We start from the raw sequence: 16,886 nt of genomic DNA, 5'->3' as shown, positions 1-16,886 counted from the left end.
GAGGCCATCGGTAAGGGTGTCTATGGAGATCAGCGCGCCGAACACGTTCGGCACCCACAAAGGCGTCGTGCTGACGCATTCCCTGTTAGTGGCGCTGGCGACGTTTCTGCTCGCCTTGCTGAGCCTGTCGCTGTCCAGCGAAGCCAGCCACTTCACCCCGCTGTGGTTTCCGACCGCCGCCGCGATCGCGGTGCTGTACCGCCACGCCCCGCGCCACTGGGGCCTGCCGCTGTTGGCCAGCGGCCTCGGCATCGTGCTCGCCAGCTTCTTGCTGTTCGGCGTCAGCGCCACTCCCGTCAAGCTAGCCGCCATCAACCTGCTGGAAGCGGCGGTTTGCGCCCTGCTGTTGCGCCGCATGCTACACCCGTACGATCCGTTGAACGATCTCGCCAGTTGGCTGCGTTTTGTGGTGTGCGCGGTGATTTTTACCCCGCTGTTCAGCGCGCTGCTGGCCGCCAGCCTGGTGCCCGCGCCAGGCCAGCCTTTTTGGCAGCCGTTCGGTACCTGGTTCATTTCCGAAGCGATAGGGGTGCTGTCGCTGGCGCCGATCGGCCTCTCTTATAATCGTCGCACCCTGACGGCGCTGAACCCGTTTCCATTATTGCTGACGCTGATGGTTACGCTGGCTTTCAGCTTTGTGGCGCTGACCTACCTGCCTTTTCCGTTCACGTTCGTGATTTTGCCGCTGCTGTGGGCAGCCATCGCACTGCCGCGTTTTGAGGCGTTCACCGTTTGCTTCTGCACCCTCTTGCTGATCACCGTGATGATTTCGCTGGGGTTGCTGCATTTCCAGGCTTCCGGCAAGCACCTTGGCGATCTCGGTCTGTACTTGCCGATGCTGCTGATTTTAATCCCGGCGCACGCGATGGCGGTGGTGATGCACGCCTTTCGGGTGGAAAAACAGCACATCGTCGAGAGCGAAAGCCGCTTTCGCAGCGCGCTGGAGTATTCCGCCATCGGTATGGCGCTGGTGTCGCCGCAGGGGAAATGGCTGCAGGTCAATCAGGCGCTGTGCGCGCTGCTCGGCTATACGCCTGAGGCGCTGCATAAGCTGACCTTTCAAGAAATTACGCATCCCGACGATCTCACCGCCGATCTCAGCCAGTTGCACGACCTGCTCGATGGCCATATCAGCAGCTACACCATGGAGAAACGCTACATCCGCAGCGACGGCCAGACCGTCTGGGCGCTGCTGGCGGTCTCGCTGGTGCGCGACGCCGAAGGGCTGCCGCTGTACTTCATCTCGCAGGTGGAGGACATCAGCGATTTGAAGCGCAGCCAGGCGGAAAACAACCGGCTGGTGGAGCGCATTACGCTGGCCAATCAGGTGGGCGGCGTCGGCATCTGGGAATGGGTGATGAGCCAGGAAAACTTCACCTGGGATCAGCGCATGTTCGAACTCTACGATCTCAATCCCGACCAAACGCCGACGCTGGCGCTGTGGCGCACGCTGTTGGTGCCGGAAGATCGCGACCGCACCGATCGCGAGCTGGCCGCGCTGTTGGCCGACCCCAAGCCTTTCGTCATGGAATACCGCATCGTGACCCGCCAGGGCAGCGTGCGCCATATTCGCGGCCAGGGCAACGTGATCCTCGACGATCAGGGCCGGCCGCTGCGCATGATCGGCACCAATATCGACATGACCGAGCTCAAGAGCCTCGCCGAAGCGCTGCACGAGGAGAAAGAGCGTTTGCACATCACCCTCGACGCCATCGGCGAAGGGGTGATCTCCACCGACAGCCACCTGCGCATTACCTTTATGAATCCGGTGGCCGAGCAGATGTGCGGCTGGCCGCTCGATCTGGCGATCGGTATGCCCGTCGCCGGCGTGGTGCGCCTGACCAACGGCAAAGACGGCCCGGAAATCGAAAACCTCACGCAATATCCACGGCAGTGGCCGGCGGATTACGCATTGGTGCTGCACAGCCGCGACGGGCGCTATTTCGACGTGCAGCAGTCTGTCTCACCGCTGAAAACCCTCGACGGTGAAACCATGGGCGCGGTGATGGTGCTGCAGGATGTCACCGCCTCGCGCGAACTGATGAAAAAGCTCAGCTACAGCGCCTCGCATGACGCGCTGACCGGCCTGCCGAACCGCGCCAGCTTCGAGAAGCAGCTGAAAGCGGCAATCGTCGCCGGCGGGGAACCGTCGCCGCCGCATTCGCTGGTGTTCCTCGATCTGGATCGGTTCAAGGCGGTGAACGACACCGCCGGCCACGCGGCGGGCGATGCCTTGCTGCGGGACATCGCCCAGCTGATGCGGCACCAGCTGCGCAACAGCGACTGCCTGGCCCGGCTGGGCGGCGACGAATTCGGCCTGATCCTGTTCGACTGCCGGCCGGAGCAGGCCAAATCGCTGATGCAACAGGTGGTCAACCAAATCAGCCAGCATCCGTTCTACTGGGAAGGGAAAATTTATCGCGTCGGCGCCAGCGCCGGCATCACGCGCATCGGCGGCGACGCCAAAAGCAGCGAGCTGCTGGCCCAGGCCGACATCGCCTGCTACACCGCCAAGCACCACGGGCGCGGCCAGGTGTATCTGTATGAAGCACGGCAAAAACAGCTGCTGGAGCGGCAGCATGAATTGCTGAGCCTGCAGGAAGTGCAGACGATCGTCAGCGAGGGGCAGCTGCGGCTGCTGACCCGCGCGGTCGCACCGCCGGCGACGCCGCTGTCGGCCGCGTTCCACCAGGTGAAGCTGCAGGTGATGGCGCCGGACGATCGGCCGCTGCCGCACGAGGCATTCATCGCCGCCGCGCAGCTGTACGGCCTGATGCCGGACATCGACCGCTGGACGGTGGCGCAGCTGCTGGTGCACTGCGCCGACGACATCAAGCGCAAGGGGCTGTCGCTCGCGTTGCCGCTGGCCACCGACAGCCTGCTGAACACCGACTTCCAGCGCGAGCTGACGGAAAGGGTGCGCGCTTCCTCGCTGCCGCCGCAGGCACTGTTGTTCAGCGTCGATGAGGCCGTGGTGCTGGAACACGCCGCGCAGTGCCGGGCGTGTCTTCGCGAACTGCAGCAGCTGGGCTGCCGGCTGATCGTCAATGGCTTCGGGCATAACATCAATGCCTTCGATGAGCTGGGCGATCAGAAAATCGACATCATTCGCGTCGATGAACGCTTTATCACCAATGTGCACTGCAACCAGATGGATGAACTGATGGTCTCGATGCTCAACGGCGCGGCACATCGGATCAAAGCGCAGACGCTCGCCGGGCCGGCCCACCAGCCGGTGACGCTGCAGGCGCTGCGCGATATCGGCGTCGATCTGGCGGATGGCGATCAGGTAGCGCTGGAGCAGCCGCTGGCGGTGTTGCTCAGCGACGGCTACTTCGGCATTCGCTAACCCCTCCCCCTCACCGGCGCCGTCTCGCGGGCGGCGCCGCACTCCCGTTATTCACATTGTGTTAACCCATGCGAGATTAGTGATATAAATAACACCTGAAGCTTAAACGATTAAATAAGATGAAACTCCCATGCGAACATCAGCGTATCCGTTGATTTTGCTCGACATGTGATGGCTCAGGGATAAGGGACTATGGAAAAGAAATGGTTTTCCGCCAGGGAACTGATGGGCAAGGCGGGGTTGCCTTCAACCCCGCAAGGGGTCAATTTGATGGCCCGGCGCGAAGGCTGGCTAAGCCGCCGCCGCAGCGGCGTGCAGGGCAAAGCGCTGGAATACCATATCGACAGCCTGCCGTACGGCGCGCGCAGCCTGTCGGCCTTGCGCGAGACAGACCCTCCGGGCTACGACGTCAAACGCCAGGATCCGATACGGGTCTGGATCGAGTATTACTACCACCTGACGCCGGCCGAGCGGGAAAAGCTGCTGGCGTTCCTGATGCGCGAGGGCATGAGCCGCCTGCTGCAGCTGATCGAGCCCCCCCGCTAGCCCGAATGCTCAATCCTCCCCTTCCGGCGCCCAGCCGTCGTTGTGCCACAGATGCAGCGTGGCGTAAGAGCGCCACGGGCGCCAACGTTCGGCATAGCGTTCGATCTGGCGCGGCGCCATGCCGGGAAAACGCTGTTTGATCAGGTAGTCGCCGGCCAGAAACACGTCCGGCCAAGACCAGGCGCGCATCGCGATATAGCTGGCGGTCCAGTTGCCGATGCCCGGCAGCGCGGTCAGCGCCCTGATGCCCTGGTCGATATCCAGCACGTTGTCGAGCTGCAGCCGCCCTTCGCCCAGCGCGCGGGCGATCTCGATCAGCGCCGCCGCGCGCTTCAGCTGCACCCCGAGCGGGCGCAGTGCTTCGGGCTGCAGCTGCGCCACCCGTTCGGCGCTGGGGAAAACGTGGGTGATGCCCTCATGCGGCGCCGCCAGCGGCTCTCCCCAGCGTTCGGCCATCCGCCCGGCGAAGGTCGCCGCCATTTTCACGCTGACCAACTGCCCCAGCACCGCCCGCGCCGCCTGCTCGAAGCTGTTCACGCAGCCCGGCAGGCGCAGCCCCGGCGCATCGGCCGCCAGCGAGCCCAGCGCCTCATTGATGCGATCCGGCGCGGCGTCCAGATCAAACAGCAGGCGCACGCGGCGCAGCACCTCCGTCGTCACCAAACTGAGCGCCGGCGCGATCTCGACCCTGACCCGGTTGCGCGCTTCCTCCGGCTGCACGCTGACCCAGCCGCGATGTTCCGTGCCGCCCTGGTTGACTGCGATCGAACGCAGGTAGCGGCGTCCCTCGACCCGCTCCACGCCCTGCACGGCGCGCGCCTGCAGGAAATTCAGCATGCGATCCCAGTCATAGGGCGGCCGATAGCCCAGATGGAACACCAGCCCGCTGGCGGCGGCCCGCTCACCGCGCGCGCCGCCGCTGCGCAGCGCAGACGGGATCAGGCGATAGCGCGCCTTGAACAGCTCGTTGAAACGCCGCAGGCTGCCGAAACCGGCGGCGAACGCCACCTCGCTGAGCGGCAGATCGGTGTCCGCCAGCAGGCGTTTGGCCTGCAGCAACCGGTGCGACTGCGCGTAATCGATCGGCGAAGCGCCAAACTGTTCGGCGAAGATGCGCCGCAGGTGGCGATCGGAAATGCCGAGCCGCGCCGCCAGCGCTTCGCAGCTGTGTTCGGACAGATAGCCCTGCTCGATGAGCTGCACCGCCACCTGCGCATAGCGATTGCCCAGATCGATCAGCGCCAGGCCGGGTGCCAGCTCCGGCCGGCATTTAAGACAGGGGCGAAAGCCCGCCAGCTCGGCCGCCGCCGCGCTCGGATAGAAGGTGCAGTTTTCCAGCTTTGGCGTGCGGGCACTGCACACCGGGCGGCAATAGATGCCGGTGGAAGAGACGCCGACGAAAAAGCGGCCGTCGAATTTGCGGTCACGCGCGCGCAGCGCGTCGTACAACGCTTGCTGTTGAGTATTCATGGCAACGCTCGGGTTCGGTTTTTTCTGCATTATGGGGCTCGCCTGGCGCGCTGACGTGCGGAATTCGGACATTAAGTTAAGCATGCCGATGCCGCGCCCGCTAAATTTTTCGACACTCGCGCATTGGCGCATTGCCCGCCGGCTCCGTCTCGGGTAAAGTCGCCCCCCTTCATTGGCATGGGGACAAAAAAGAGATGTTTATTGGATTCGACTACGGGACAGCCAACTGTTCCGTCGCGGTGATGCGCGACCACGGCCCCGAGCTGCTGACGCTGGAAAACAACGAACCGTATCTGCCTTCGATGCTGTGCGCGCCGACCCGCGAAGCGGTGAGCGAATGCCTGCACCGCCATTGGCAGGTGCCGACCGGCAGCGAAGAAAACCAACAGCTTCTGCGCCGCGCCATCAGTTACAACCGCGAAGAGGACATTCCGGTCAACGGCGACAGCGTGTTGTTCGGCCTGCAGGCGCTGGCGCACTACATGGAAGATCCGGAAGAGGTGTACTTCGTGCGCTCGCCGAAATCCTTCCTCGGCGCCAACGGCCTGAAGCCGCAGCAGATCGCGCTGTTCGAAGACCTGGTATGCGCCATGATGTTCCACATCAAACGCCAGGCGGAAAACGTGCTGCAGACCGGTATCGAGCAGGCGGTGATCGGCCGGCCGATCAACTTCCAGGGCATCGGCGGCGAAGAGGCCAACCGGCAGGCGCAGGGCATTTTGCAGCGCGCCGCCGAACGCGCCGGTTTCAAAGCCATTGAATTCCAGTTCGAGCCGGTGGCGGCGGGGCTGGACTTCGAGGCGACTCTGAGCGAAGAGCAAACCGTGCTGGTGGTGGACATCGGCGGCGGCACCACCGACTGCTCGGTGCTGCTGATGGGGCCACAGTGGCGCGACCGCGCCGATCGCCAGCAAAGCCTGCTGGGCCACAGCGGCTGCCGGGTCGGCGGTAACGATCTGGACATCATGCTGGCCTTCAAACAGTTGATGCCGCTGTTCGGCCTGGGCGGCGAAACCGCGAAAGGCATCGCCCTGCCGGCGCTGCCTTACTGGAACGCGGTGGCGACCAACGACGTGCCGGCGCAAAACGACTTCTACAGCGCCGCCAACGGCCGCGTGCTGCGCGATCTGATCCTCGACGCGGCGGAGCCGGAAAAGGTCAAACGCCTGCTGAAAGTGTACCAGCAGCGCCTGAGCTACCGACTGGTGCGCGCGGCCGAAGAGAGTAAGATAGCCCTGTCCGGCCAAACCGCCATCAGCGCACCGCTCGGCTTCGTGCAGGCCGATCTGGCGGAGAGCATCAGCCAGGCTCAGCTCGCCGACGCCATCTCGCAGCCGTTGATGCGCATCCAGGAACAGGTCAGCGCCGCGCTGGCCAGCAGCCAGACCGCGCCGCAGGTGATCTACCTGACCGGCGGCAGCGCGCGCTCCCCCCTGCTGCGCGCCGCGCTGCAACAGCAGCTGCCTGGCATTCCGATCGTCGGCGGCAACGACTTCGGCTCGGTCACCGCCGGGCTGGCGCGCTGGGCGCAAACGCTGTTCCGTTGACAGCCCGCGGGCGCGGCTCGCCGCGCCCTTGCTCATTGGAGGCTATACATCATGTCAACCATCCTTACCCTCGACAGCGCCAGGCTGCGGCTGCGCCCCTGGCGCGACGAAGATCTGCCGGCCTTCGCTGCGCTTAACGCCGATCCGCAGGTGATGCGCTATTTCCCGGCGACGATGACGGCCGAGGAAAGCCGCGCGCAGGCCGAACGCATCCGCGCCTTCATGCAACAACATGGCTGGGGGCTATGGGCGGTGGAAGTGAAAGACGGCGCGCCCTTTATCGGGTTTGTCGGGCTGGCGCGGCCGGGCGACGATCTGCCCTGTTCCCCCTGCGTGGAGATTGGCTGGCGGCTGGCGGCGGCCCATTGGGGCAACGGCTACGCCGCTGAAGCGGCACGCGCGGCGCTGGCGTGCGCCTTCGACACGCTTCACTTGCCGGAAGTGGTGTCCTTCACCGCCGAAAACAACCAACCGTCGCGCCGGGTGATGACGCGCATCGGCATGCAGTTTGACGGCGAAACCTTCCTGCACCCACGCCTGCCGGCGGGCCATCCGCTGCAAAAGCACGTCTTGTACCGGCTGAACCGGCAAACGTGGCGCGAACGTCGCGGCGATTAATACAGCGTATCCTTCAGCCGCTGCGGCAGCGCCTGGTCGTACTCCTCACCGTCGAAGCGCGTTTGGCTCACCGCGGCCAAAATATGGCCGGGGCTGGGCAGCGCCGAACGTTCGAGGCGGCTGCCCTCTTCCCAGAGTCCCGAACGCAAGATCGCCCGGCTGCACTGGAAGAACACCGCCTCCACCCGAATGCGCAGCACCGAACGCGGCAGCTGATTGCGGTGGGCGAAGCGCTGCAGCACCGCCGGCGCCACCACGATCTCCGCCCGCCCGTTAATCCGCAGCGTTTCGCCGATGCCGGGGATCAGCAGCAGCAGCGCCACCCGGTTGTCGTGCAGGATATTGCGCAGGCTGTCGATGCGGTTATTGCCGCGCCGATCCGGCAGCAGCAGGGTTTTCTCGTCTTCGATATGGATAAAACCGGCCGGATCGCCGCGCGGGGAGACATCCATGCCGTCCGGCCCGACCGTCGAGAGGGCGGCAAACGGCGCCGCCTCGATAAACGGGCGGTACGCCGGATGGATATAGCTGACTTCTTTAAACACCGAGGGCGCGGCGGGTTTGCCGTACAGCTGTTCCAGCGTCGCGAGGTCGTTGATGGTATCGCCAGACATTGCAGTTCCCTGAATAAGTCATATTGACCCCTTCAGCATAGAGCAAAATCGCCGGCGGCTCTTACTCAGCGCTGGCGTGGTTCAGCGTCTGAATGTCGTCCGCATCCAGCGTCAGGCGGGTGGCGCTGACCAACTCATCCAACTGCGGCAACGAGGTGGCGCTGACGATCGGCGCGGTGATGCTCGGGCGCGCAATCAGCCAGGCCAGCGAGACCTGCGCCGGGGAGCTGCCGTGCTTGCCCGCCACCTGATCCAGCGCCGCCAGAATGCGGAAACCGCGCGGGTTAAGGTAGCGTTCGACGATGCGATCGCCGCGCTGGCTTTTGCCCTCGTCCGCTTTGCTGCGGTATTTGCCGGTCAGGAAGCCGCTGGCCAGCGCGAAGAAGTTGATCACCCCGAGGCCATGGCGCTGCGCCACGCCTTCCAGCTCGGCCTCATAACCTTCGCGCGCATACAGGTTATATTCCGGCTGCAGGGTTTCGTAGCGCGCCAGCCCGTTGCTTTCGCTCACCCGCAGCGCTTCTTCCAGGCGATCCGCCTGATAATTGGAGGCGCCGATCGCCCGCACCTTGCCGGCCTTGATCAGCGCATCGAACGCCGCCAGCGTCTCTTCCAGCGGCGTATCGCGGTCATCGTCGTGCGACTGGTAGAGATCGATATAATCGGTTTGCAGACGGCGCAGCGAGTCCTCCACCGCCTGCTGAATATAGCGCGGCGACAGCCCCTGTTTGCCTTCCCCCATCGGTTTGCCCACCTTGGTGGCGATGATCACCTGGTCGCGCTTGCCGCTCTTCTTGAGCCATTCGCCGATGACGGTTTCCGATTCGCCGCCCCGGTTGCCCGGCACCCAGCTGGAATAGACATCGGCGGTATCGATAAAGTTGAGCTGATTGTCCACCAGCGCATCCAGCAGGCTGAAAGAGGTCGCTTGATCCGCCGTCCAGCCGAACACGTTGCCGCCGAAGGTTAACGCCGGCACCTGAATGCCCGAACGGCCCAGTTGTTTCTTGCTCATCACAAAGGCTCCATGGGTTAAATGATTTGCCTGTTAATTATTAGCGCCAAATGCAGGAAATCGTTAAAACGCATTGGCTATAAGCCGGAATAAATCACTTATAAACATAGCACGCTCAAATCACCCACTTATTAGGACAATGCTGACGGTTCCTCCATATTTCCTTCATTTTTATGCCGTCTTCGCTGGCTAAACTAGTATCCTGTAAGGAGTGTCATTTTTGTGGCAATGAGTGCCCGCGCCCCTGCCTTTTGGAGAGAATTTTCACCACCATGAATGCAAAACCCCAACGTCGTTCCCTGCTGCTGCGCCTGCTGGTTGCGGCGATTGCGATCATCGTCGCCGTTCTGGCCTGGCGCCATTTCAGCGCCGCCCAACCGGCCACCGGGACGACGCCGGGCGCGCACCAGGCCGCCGGTAAAACGGGAGCGGGCCGCGCGGCGGGCGGCAGACGCGGCGCGCCGATGTCGCCGGTGCAGGCGGCGACCGCCACCCGCCAGACGGTGCCGCGCTATCTTTCCGGCTTGGGCACTGCCACCGCCGCCAATACCGTGACCGTCACCAGCCGGGTCGATGGCCAGCTGATGGCGATCCACTTTACCGAAGGCCAGCAGGTCAAAGCCGGCGATCTGCTGGCGGAGATCGATCCCCGGCCGTTCCAGGTTCAGTTGACCCAGGCTCAGGGGCAGTTAGCAAAAGATCAGGCCACGCTGGCCAACGCCCGGCGCGATCTGGCGCGCTATCAGCAGCTGGTGAAAACCAATCTGGTTTCCCGTCAGGAGCTGGATACGCAAGCCTCGCTGGTGCAGCAGACCGAAGGCGCGATCAAGGCCGATCAGGGCGCGGTCGACAGCGCCAAACTGCAGATCACCTACAGCCGCATCACCGCGCCAATCGACGGCCGCGTCGGCCTGAAACTGGTCGACGTCGGCAACTATGTCACCAGCGGCAGCACCACCGGTCTGGTGGTGATCACGCAGACGCACCCGATCGACGTGGTGTTCACGCTGCCCGAAGGCAACATCGCCGATCTGCTCAAGGCGCAAAAAGCCGGGCCGGTGGGCGTCGAAGCCAGGGATCGCACCAACCAGAACAAGCTGACGACCGGTTCGCTGCTGAGCCTGGACAACCAAATTGATACCGCCACCGGCACCATCAAGCTGAAAGCGCGCTTCACCAACGAAGATGACGCGCTGTTCCCCAACCAGTTCGTCAACGCGCGGCTGCAGGTGGATACCCTGCACGATGCGGTGGTTATCCCGACCGCCGCGCTGCAGATGGGCAACGAGGGCAACTTCGTCTGGACGCTCGGTGAAGACAACAGGGTCAGCAAACACCGGGTCACCGCCGGCGTGCAGGACAGCCGGCAGGTGGTGATCAGCGCCGGCCTCAACGCCGGCGATCGGGTGGTGACCGACGGCATCGATCGCCTGACCGAAGGCATGCAGGTGGAAGTGCTCGCGCCGAGCGAAGCGCCAGCGGCGGCCAACGCCAAGCGCGAACCTGACGTTCAGAGGAAGTCCTGATGCAGGTGATGCCTCCCAACGCCGGCGGCGGTCCGTCCCGCCTGTTTATTCTGCGTCCGGTCGCCACCACGCTGCTGATGGTGGCGATATTGCTGGCGGGGATTATCGGCTATCGCGCGCTGCCGGTGTCCGCCCTGCCGGAGGTGGATTACCCCACCATCCAGGTGGTGACGCTGTATCCCGGCGCCAGCCCGGACGTGGTGACCTCCGCCATTACCGCGCCGTTGGAACGCCAGTTCGGCCAGATGTCCGGCCTCAAACAAATGGCGTCGCAAAGCTCCGGCGGCGCCTCGGTGGTCACGCTGCAGTTCCAGCTGGCGCTGCCGCTCGACGTCGCGGAGCAGGAAGTGCAGGCGGCGATCAACTCCGCCACCAACCTGCTGCCGACCGATCTGCCCTACCCGCCGATCTACAGCAAGGTTAACCCGGCCGATCCGCCGATCCTGACGCTGGCCGTGACCTCCACCGCCATGCCGATGACGCAGGTGGAAGACATGGTGGAAACCCGCGTGGCGCAAAAAATTTCTCAGGTGACCGGCGTCGGCCTGGTGACGCTGGCCGGCGGCCAACGCCCGGCGGTGCGCGTAAAATTGAACGCCGCGGCGGTCGCCGCCTATGGCCTGAACAGTGAAACCATCCGCGCCGCCATCAGCAATGCCAACGTCAACTCGGCGAAAGGCAGCCTTGACGGCCCGACCCGATCGGTCACCCTGTCCGCCAACGACCAAATGAAATCTGCCGACGACTATCGCCAGCTGATCGTCGCCTACCAGAACGGCGCGGCGATCCGCCTGCAGGATATCGCCACCATTGAACAAGGGGCGGAAAACACCCGACTGGCGGCCTGGGCCAACAAGCAACAGGCGATCGTGCTGAACATCCAACGCCAGCCTGGCGTCAACGTCATCACCACCGCCGACAGCATCCGCGAAATGCTGCCGACGCTGATTAAAAGCCTGCCCAAATCGGTCGACGTCAAGGTGCTGACCGATCGCACCACCACCATCCGCGCCTCGGTCAGCGACGTGCAGTTCGAGCTGCTGCTGGCGATCGCGCTGGTGGTGATGGTGATCTACGTGTTCCTGCGCAACGTGCCGGCGACCATTATCCCCAGCGTGGCGGTGCCGCTGTCGCTGGTCGGCACCTTCGCCGCCATGTACTTCCTCGGCTTCTCCATCAACAACCTGACGCTGATGGCGCTGACCATCGCCACCGGCTTCGTGGTGGACGACGCCATCGTGGTGATCGAGAACATCTCGCGCTACATCGAGAAAGGGGAAAAACCGCTCGACGCCGCGCTGAAAGGCGCCGGCGAGATCGGCTTCACCATCATCTCGCTGACCTTCTCGCTGGTGGCGGTGCTGATCCCGCTGCTGTTCATGGGCGACATCGTCGGCCGCCTGTTCCGCGAGTTCGCCGTCACGCTGGCGGTAGCGATTTTGATCTCCGCCGTGGTGTCGCTGACGCTGACGCCGATGATGTGCGCGCGCATGCTCAGCCACGAATCGCTGCGCAAGCAGAACCGGTTTTCCGCCGCCTCCGAGCGCTTTTTCGACCGGGTGATCGCGCGATACGGCCAGTGGCTGAAAACGGTGCTTAACCATCCCTGGCTGACGCTCGGCGTGGCCGTCGGCACTCTGGCGCTGACGGTATTGCTGTACCTGCTGATCCCGAAAGGCTTCTTCCCGGTGCAGGACAACGGCATCATTCAGGGCACGCTGGAAGCGCCGCAGAGCGTCTCGTTCAGCAATATGGCCGAGCGCCAGCAGCAGGTCGCGGCGCAGATCCTCAAAGATCCGGCGGTGGAAAGCCTGACCTCGTTCGTCGGCGTCGACGGCAGCAACGCCACGCTCAACAGCGGCCGGCTGCAGATCAACCTGAAGCCGCTGAGCGAACGCAGCGAGCGCATTCCGGCGATCATCAGCCGCCTGCAGCAGCAAACGGCGCAGTTCCCCGGCGTGAAGCTATATCTGCAGCCGGTGCAGGATCTGACCATCGATACCCAGGTCAGCCGCACCCAGTACCAGTTCACCCTGCAGGCGATGTCGCTGGACGATCTCAGCCTGTGGGTGCCGCAGCTGATGGATGAGCTGAAGCAAACCCCGCAGCTGGCGGACGTCACCAGCGACTGGCAGGATCAGGGGCTGGTGGCCTACGTCAACGTCGATCGCGATTCGGCCTCCCGCCTCGGCGTCACCATGAGCGACGTGGACAATGCGCTGTACAACGCGTTCGGCCAGCGCCTGATCTCCACCATCTACACCCAGGCCAACCAATACCGCGTGGTGCTGGAGCACGACGTCAGCGCGACGCCGGGGCTGGCGGCGCTCAATGAGATCCGTCTGAGCGGCAACGACGGCGCCGTGGTGCCGCTGAGCGCCATCGCCAAAATCGAAGAGCGCTTCGGCCCGCTGTCGGTCAACCATCTCGACCAGTTCCCGTCGGCCACCGTTTCGTTCAACGTCGCCGACGGCTACTCGCTCGGCGAGGCGGTCGACGCGGTCACCCAGGCGGAAGAAAATCTCAACATGCCGAGGGACATCACCACCCAATTCCAGGGGGCGACCCTGGCCTTCCAGGCGGCGCTCGGCAGCACGCTGTGGCTGATTTTAGCGGCGGTGGTGGCGATGTACATCGTGCTGGGCGTGCTGTATGAAAGCTACATTCATCCGGTCACCATCCTCTCCACCCTGCCGACCGCCGGGGTCGGCGCGCTGCTCGCGCTGATGATGGCCGGCAGCGAGCTGGACGTGATCGCCATCATCGGCATCATCCTGCTGATCGGCATCGTGAAGAAGAACGCCATCATGATGATCGACTTCGCGCTGGCGGCGGAACGCGAACAGGGCTTATCGCCGCGCGACGCCATCTATCAGGCCTGCCTGCTGCGTTTTAGGCCGATCCTGATGACCACGCTGGCGGCCTTGCTCGGCGCACTGCCGCTGATGCTGAGCACCGGCGTCGGCGCGGAGCTGCGGCATCCGCTCGGCGTCTGTATGGTCGGCGGTTTGATCATGAGCCAGATCCTGACGCTGTTCACCACGCCGGTGATCTACCTGCTGTTTGACAAACTGGCGCGCAACACGCATCGCCAGCCGGATACGCAGGAGCTGCCGTGAAATTCTTCGCCCTGTTCATTCACCGGCCGGTGGCCACCACCCTGCTGACGCTGGCCATCGCCATCAGCGGCGCGATCGGCTTTCGCCTGCTGCCGGTGTCGCCGCTGCCGCAGGTGGACTTTCCGGTGATTTCGATCAGCGCGTCGCTGCCGGGCGCCTCGCCGGAAACCATGGCGTCCTCGGTGGCGACGCCGCTGGAGCGCGCATTGGGCCGCATCGCCGGGGTTAACGAAATGACCTCGATGAGCTCGCTCGGCAGTACCCGGGTCATTTTGCAGTTCGATCTCGATCGCGACATCAACGGCGCCGCGCGCGACGTGCAGGCGGCGATCAACGCCGCGCAAAGCCTGCTGCCGACCGGCATGCCGAGCCGCCCCAGCTACCGCAAGGTCAACCCTTCCGACGCGCCGATCATGATCCTGACGCTGACCTCGGACACCTACAGCCAGGGGCAGCTTTACGATTTCGCCTCCACCCAGCTGGCGCAGAAGATCAGCCAGACCGAGGGCGTCGGCGACGTTTCCGTGGGCGGTAGCTCACTGCCGGCGGTGCGGGTGGAGCTGAACCCTTCGGCGCTGTTCAATCAGGGCGTGTCGCTGGACACCGTACGGCAGGCCATCGCCAACGCCAACGTGCGCCGCCCGCAGGGCGCCGTGGAAAACCCGCAGCAGCGCTGGCAGATCCAGGCCAACGACGCGCTGAAAACCGCCGAGGCCTACCGTCCGCTGATCGTTCATTACAACAACGGCTCGGCGGTGCGTTTGGCCGACGTGGCCGAGGTCAACGACTCGGTGCAAGACGTGCGCAATGCCGGGATGACCGACGCCAAACCGGCGATCATTCTGGCCATCAGCCGTGCGCCGGACGCCAACATCATCGAAACCGTCGATCGCATTCGCGCCGAGCTGCCCGCCCTGCAGGAGAATATCCCGGCCTCGATTAAACTCAGCGTCGCGCAGGATCGTTCGCCGACCATTCGCGCGTCGCTGGCCGAGGTGGAACAGTCGCTGGCGATCGCCATCGGGTTGGTGATCCTGGTGGTGTTCATCTTCCTGCGCTCCGGGCGCGCCACGCTGATCCCGGCGGTCGCCGTGCCGGTGTCGCTGATCGGCTCGTTCGCCGCCATGTATTTGTGCGGGTTCAGCCTCAACAACCTGTCGCTGATGGCGCTGACCATCGCCACCGGCTTTGTGGTGGACGACGCCATCGTGGTGCTGGAAAACATTTCCCGTCATGTCGAAGCCGGCATGAAACCGATCAACGCCGCGCTGCTGGGCGCGCGGGAAGTCGGTTTCACCGTGCTGTCGATGAGCGTTTCGCTGGTGGCGGTGTTTATCCCGCTGCTGCTGATGGAAGGCCTGCCGGGGCGCCTGTTCCGCGAGTTCGCCGTCACCCTGTCGGTATCGATCGGGCTGTCGCTCATCGTCTCGCTGACGCTCACGCCGATGATGTGTGCCTACCTGCTGCGCCACCAGCCGCCGCGTTCGCAGCGGCGGGCGCGCGGCTTCGGCAAAATGCTGCTGGCGCTGCAGCAGGGTTACGGACGCTCGCTGAACTGGGTGCTCGGCCACTCGCGCTGGGTGCTGGCGGTGTTCCTCGCCACCCTTGCGCTCAACGTCTGGCTGTATATCAGCATCCCGAAAACCTTCTTTCCGGAACAGGATACCGGGCGCCTGATGGGCTTTATCCAGGCCGACCAAAGCATTTCGTTCCAGGCGATGCGCGGCAAACTGGAAGACTTCATGAAAATCGTGCGCGAAGATCCGGACGTGGAAAACGTCACCGGTTTTACCGGCGGCTCGCGCACCAACAGCGGTTCGATGTTCATCTCACTGAAACCCCTGTCGGTACGCAGCGACGACGCGCAGAAAGTGATCGCCCGCCTGCGCGCTCGCCTGGCCAAAGAACCGGGCGCCAGCCTGTTTCTGATGGCGGTGCAGGATATCCGCGTTGGCGGCCGGCAGGCCAACGCCAGCTACCAATACACGCTGCTGGCGGACGATCTCGCCGCGCTGCGCGAATGGGAGCCGAAGATCCGCACCGCGCTGGCCGCATTGCCCGAGCTGGCGGACGTCAACTCGGATCAGCAGGATAAAGGCTCGGAGATGGATCTGGTCTACGATCGCGAAACCATGGCGCGCCTCGGCATTTCGGTATCCGACGCCAACAACCTGCTGAACAACGCCTTCGGCCAGCGGCAGATTTCGACCATCTATCAACCGCTCAATCAATACAAAGTCGTGATGGAAGTGGCGCCGCCCTACACCCAGGACGTGAGCTCACTGGACAAAATGTTCATCATCAACAGCGAAGGCAAGGCGATACCGCTCTCCTACTTCGCCAGTTGGCGGCCGGCCAACGCGCCGCTGTCGGTCAACCATCAGGGGCTGTCCGCCGCCTCGACCATCTCCTTTAACCTGCCGGACGGCGGCAGCCTGTCGGACGCCACCGCCGCGGTAGAGCGCACCATGACTCAGCTCGGCGTGCCGTCTACGGTACGCGGCGCGTTCGCCGGCACCGCCCAGGTATTCCAGGACACCCTGAAGTCGCAGCTGATCCTGATCCTGGCGGCTATCGCCACGGTCTATATCGTGCTCGGCGTGCTGTATGAGAGCTATATCCATCCGCTGACCATCCTTTCTACGCTGCCTTCCGCCGGCGTGGGCGCGCTGTTGGCGCTCGAGCTGTTCGGCGCGCCTTTCAGCCTGATCGCGCTGATCGGCATCATGCTGCTGATCGGCATCGTGAAGAAAAACGCCATCATGATGGTCGACTTCGCGCTCGAGGCGCAGCGCAACGGCGGCATCAGCGCCCGCGAGGCAATTTTTCAGGCCAGCCTGCTGCGTTTCCGGCCGATCATGATGACCACGCTGGCGGCGTTGTTCGGCGCACTGCCGCTGGTGCTGACCAGCGGCGACGGCGCGGAGCTGCGCCAGCCGCTCGGCATCACCATCGCCGGCGGTCTGGTGATGAGCCAGCTGCTGACGCTGTACACCACCCCGGTGGTCTATCTTTACTTCGACCGCCTACAGGCGAAGTTCCGCCGCAACAAGCAACTGGCCCCGCTGCCGCATTAATGGCC

Annotated in this window: 10 protein-coding genes; 7 read left to right on the top strand and 3 right to left on the bottom strand. The window is 64.1% G+C overall.

All coding sequences use genetic code 11. The features are described 5' to 3' along the window. Positions 1 to 22 precede the first annotated feature (22 nt). Positions 23 to 3,349 (top strand): diguanylate cyclase, encoded by a 3,327-nt coding sequence (locus ABTW55_RS15730; RefSeq protein ID WP_060423123.1) that lies wholly within the window; start codon positions 23 to 25, stop codon positions 3,347 to 3,349. Between the two features lie 192 nt (positions 3,350 to 3,541). Beyond that, entirely contained in the window at positions 3,542 to 3,895 is a 354-nt protein-coding gene (locus ABTW55_RS15725) for a DNA-binding protein (RefSeq protein WP_033635531.1), read from the top strand. Between the two features lie 9 nt (positions 3,896 to 3,904). Here the strand turns inward: ABTW55_RS15725 and alkA are convergent, their stop codons facing one another. Further along, entirely contained in the window at positions 3,905 to 5,395 is a 1,491-nt protein-coding gene (gene alkA / locus ABTW55_RS15720) for a DNA-3-methyladenine glycosylase 2 (protein WP_060423126.1), read from the bottom strand. Between the two features lie 164 nt (positions 5,396 to 5,559). On the opposite strand from alkA, the gene yegD reads away from it, so the two are divergent. Both yegD and ABTW55_RS15710 read left to right on the top strand, forming a co-directional pair. After that, the gene (gene yegD / locus ABTW55_RS15715) at positions 5,560 to 6,912 is read left to right on the top strand and encodes a molecular chaperone (RefSeq protein WP_033648831.1); all 1,353 of its coding nucleotides are present in this window, start codon (positions 5,560 to 5,562) and stop codon (positions 6,910 to 6,912) included. Between the two features lie 51 nt (positions 6,913 to 6,963). Then, positions 6,964 to 7,530, top strand: coding sequence for a GNAT family N-acetyltransferase (locus ABTW55_RS15710; RefSeq protein WP_060423129.1), 567 nt, complete (start codon positions 6,964 to 6,966; stop codon positions 7,528 to 7,530). Here ABTW55_RS15710 and ABTW55_RS15705 read toward each other — a convergent pair. Then, positions 7,527 to 8,144, bottom strand: a complete 618-nt coding sequence (locus tag ABTW55_RS15705) for a pyridoxamine 5'-phosphate oxidase family protein (protein WP_033654564.1) — start codon at positions 8,142 to 8,144, stop codon at positions 7,527 to 7,529. The genes ABTW55_RS15710 and ABTW55_RS15705 overlap by 4 nt on opposite strands. A 61-nt stretch (positions 8,145 to 8,205) precedes the next feature. Next, entirely contained in the window at positions 8,206 to 9,159 is a 954-nt protein-coding gene (locus ABTW55_RS15700; RefSeq protein ID WP_049194869.1) for an aldo/keto reductase, read from the bottom strand. A 272-nt stretch (positions 9,160 to 9,431) separates the two neighbouring features. Here ABTW55_RS15700 and ABTW55_RS15695 point away from each other — a divergent pair, with 272 nt between their 5' ends. From ABTW55_RS15695 to mdtC, 3 genes are read left to right on the top strand one after another with little or no spacing between them, the layout of a single operon-like run. Then, complete coding sequence (locus ABTW55_RS15695; protein WP_060423131.1) at positions 9,432 to 10,685, top strand: MdtA/MuxA family multidrug efflux RND transporter periplasmic adaptor subunit; 1,254 nt, start codon at positions 9,432 to 9,434, stop codon at positions 10,683 to 10,685. Further along, positions 10,685 to 13,804: an MdtB/MuxB family multidrug efflux RND transporter permease subunit gene (locus ABTW55_RS15690; RefSeq protein WP_060423134.1), complete on the top strand. Its 3,120-nt coding sequence runs from the start codon at positions 10,685 to 10,687 to the stop codon at positions 13,802 to 13,804. The genes ABTW55_RS15695 and ABTW55_RS15690 overlap by 1 nt, the downstream gene beginning before the upstream one ends. Beyond that, positions 13,801 to 16,881, top strand: a complete 3,081-nt coding sequence (gene mdtC / locus ABTW55_RS15685; protein ID WP_047570975.1) for a multidrug efflux RND transporter permease subunit MdtC — start codon at positions 13,801 to 13,803, stop codon at positions 16,879 to 16,881. The genes ABTW55_RS15690 and mdtC overlap by 4 nt, the downstream gene beginning before the upstream one ends. The last annotated feature ends 5 nt before the right edge of the window (positions 16,882 to 16,886 follow it).

Source organism: Serratia sp. SM04 (assembly GCF_040280225.1).
GTDB lineage: Bacteria > Pseudomonadota > Gammaproteobacteria > Enterobacterales > Enterobacteriaceae > Serratia > Serratia sarumanii.
Note: the sequence above shows the minus strand (reverse complement) of the source record. Positions and strands in the feature narration are given on the sequence as shown.

What these genes read in the sequence shown, in the direction of transcription:
- ABTW55_RS15730 (WP_060423123.1), top strand. Translation starts at nt 23, where the DNA reads ATGGAGATCAGCGCGCCGAACACGTTCGGCACCCACAAAGGCGTCGTG.
- alkA (WP_060423126.1), bottom strand. Translation starts at nt 5,395, where the DNA reads ATGCAGAAAAAACCGAACCCGAGCGTTGCCATGAATACTCAACAGCAA.
- ABTW55_RS15705 (WP_033654564.1), bottom strand. Translation starts at nt 8,144, where the DNA reads ATGTCTGGCGATACCATCAACGACCTCGCGACGCTGGAACAGCTGTAC.
- ABTW55_RS15710 (WP_060423129.1), top strand. Translation starts at nt 6,964, where the DNA reads ATGTCAACCATCCTTACCCTCGACAGCGCCAGGCTGCGGCTGCGCCCC.
- ABTW55_RS15700 (WP_049194869.1), bottom strand. Translation starts at nt 9,159, where the DNA reads ATGAGCAAGAAACAACTGGGCCGTTCGGGCATTCAGGTGCCGGCGTTA.
- yegD (WP_033648831.1), top strand. Translation starts at nt 5,560, where the DNA reads ATGTTTATTGGATTCGACTACGGGACAGCCAACTGTTCCGTCGCGGTG.
- ABTW55_RS15725 (WP_033635531.1), top strand. Translation starts at nt 3,542, where the DNA reads ATGGAAAAGAAATGGTTTTCCGCCAGGGAACTGATGGGCAAGGCGGGG.
- ABTW55_RS15690 (WP_060423134.1), top strand. Translation starts at nt 10,685, where the DNA reads ATGCAGGTGATGCCTCCCAACGCCGGCGGCGGTCCGTCCCGCCTGTTT.
- ABTW55_RS15695 (WP_060423131.1), top strand. Translation starts at nt 9,432, where the DNA reads ATGAATGCAAAACCCCAACGTCGTTCCCTGCTGCTGCGCCTGCTGGTT.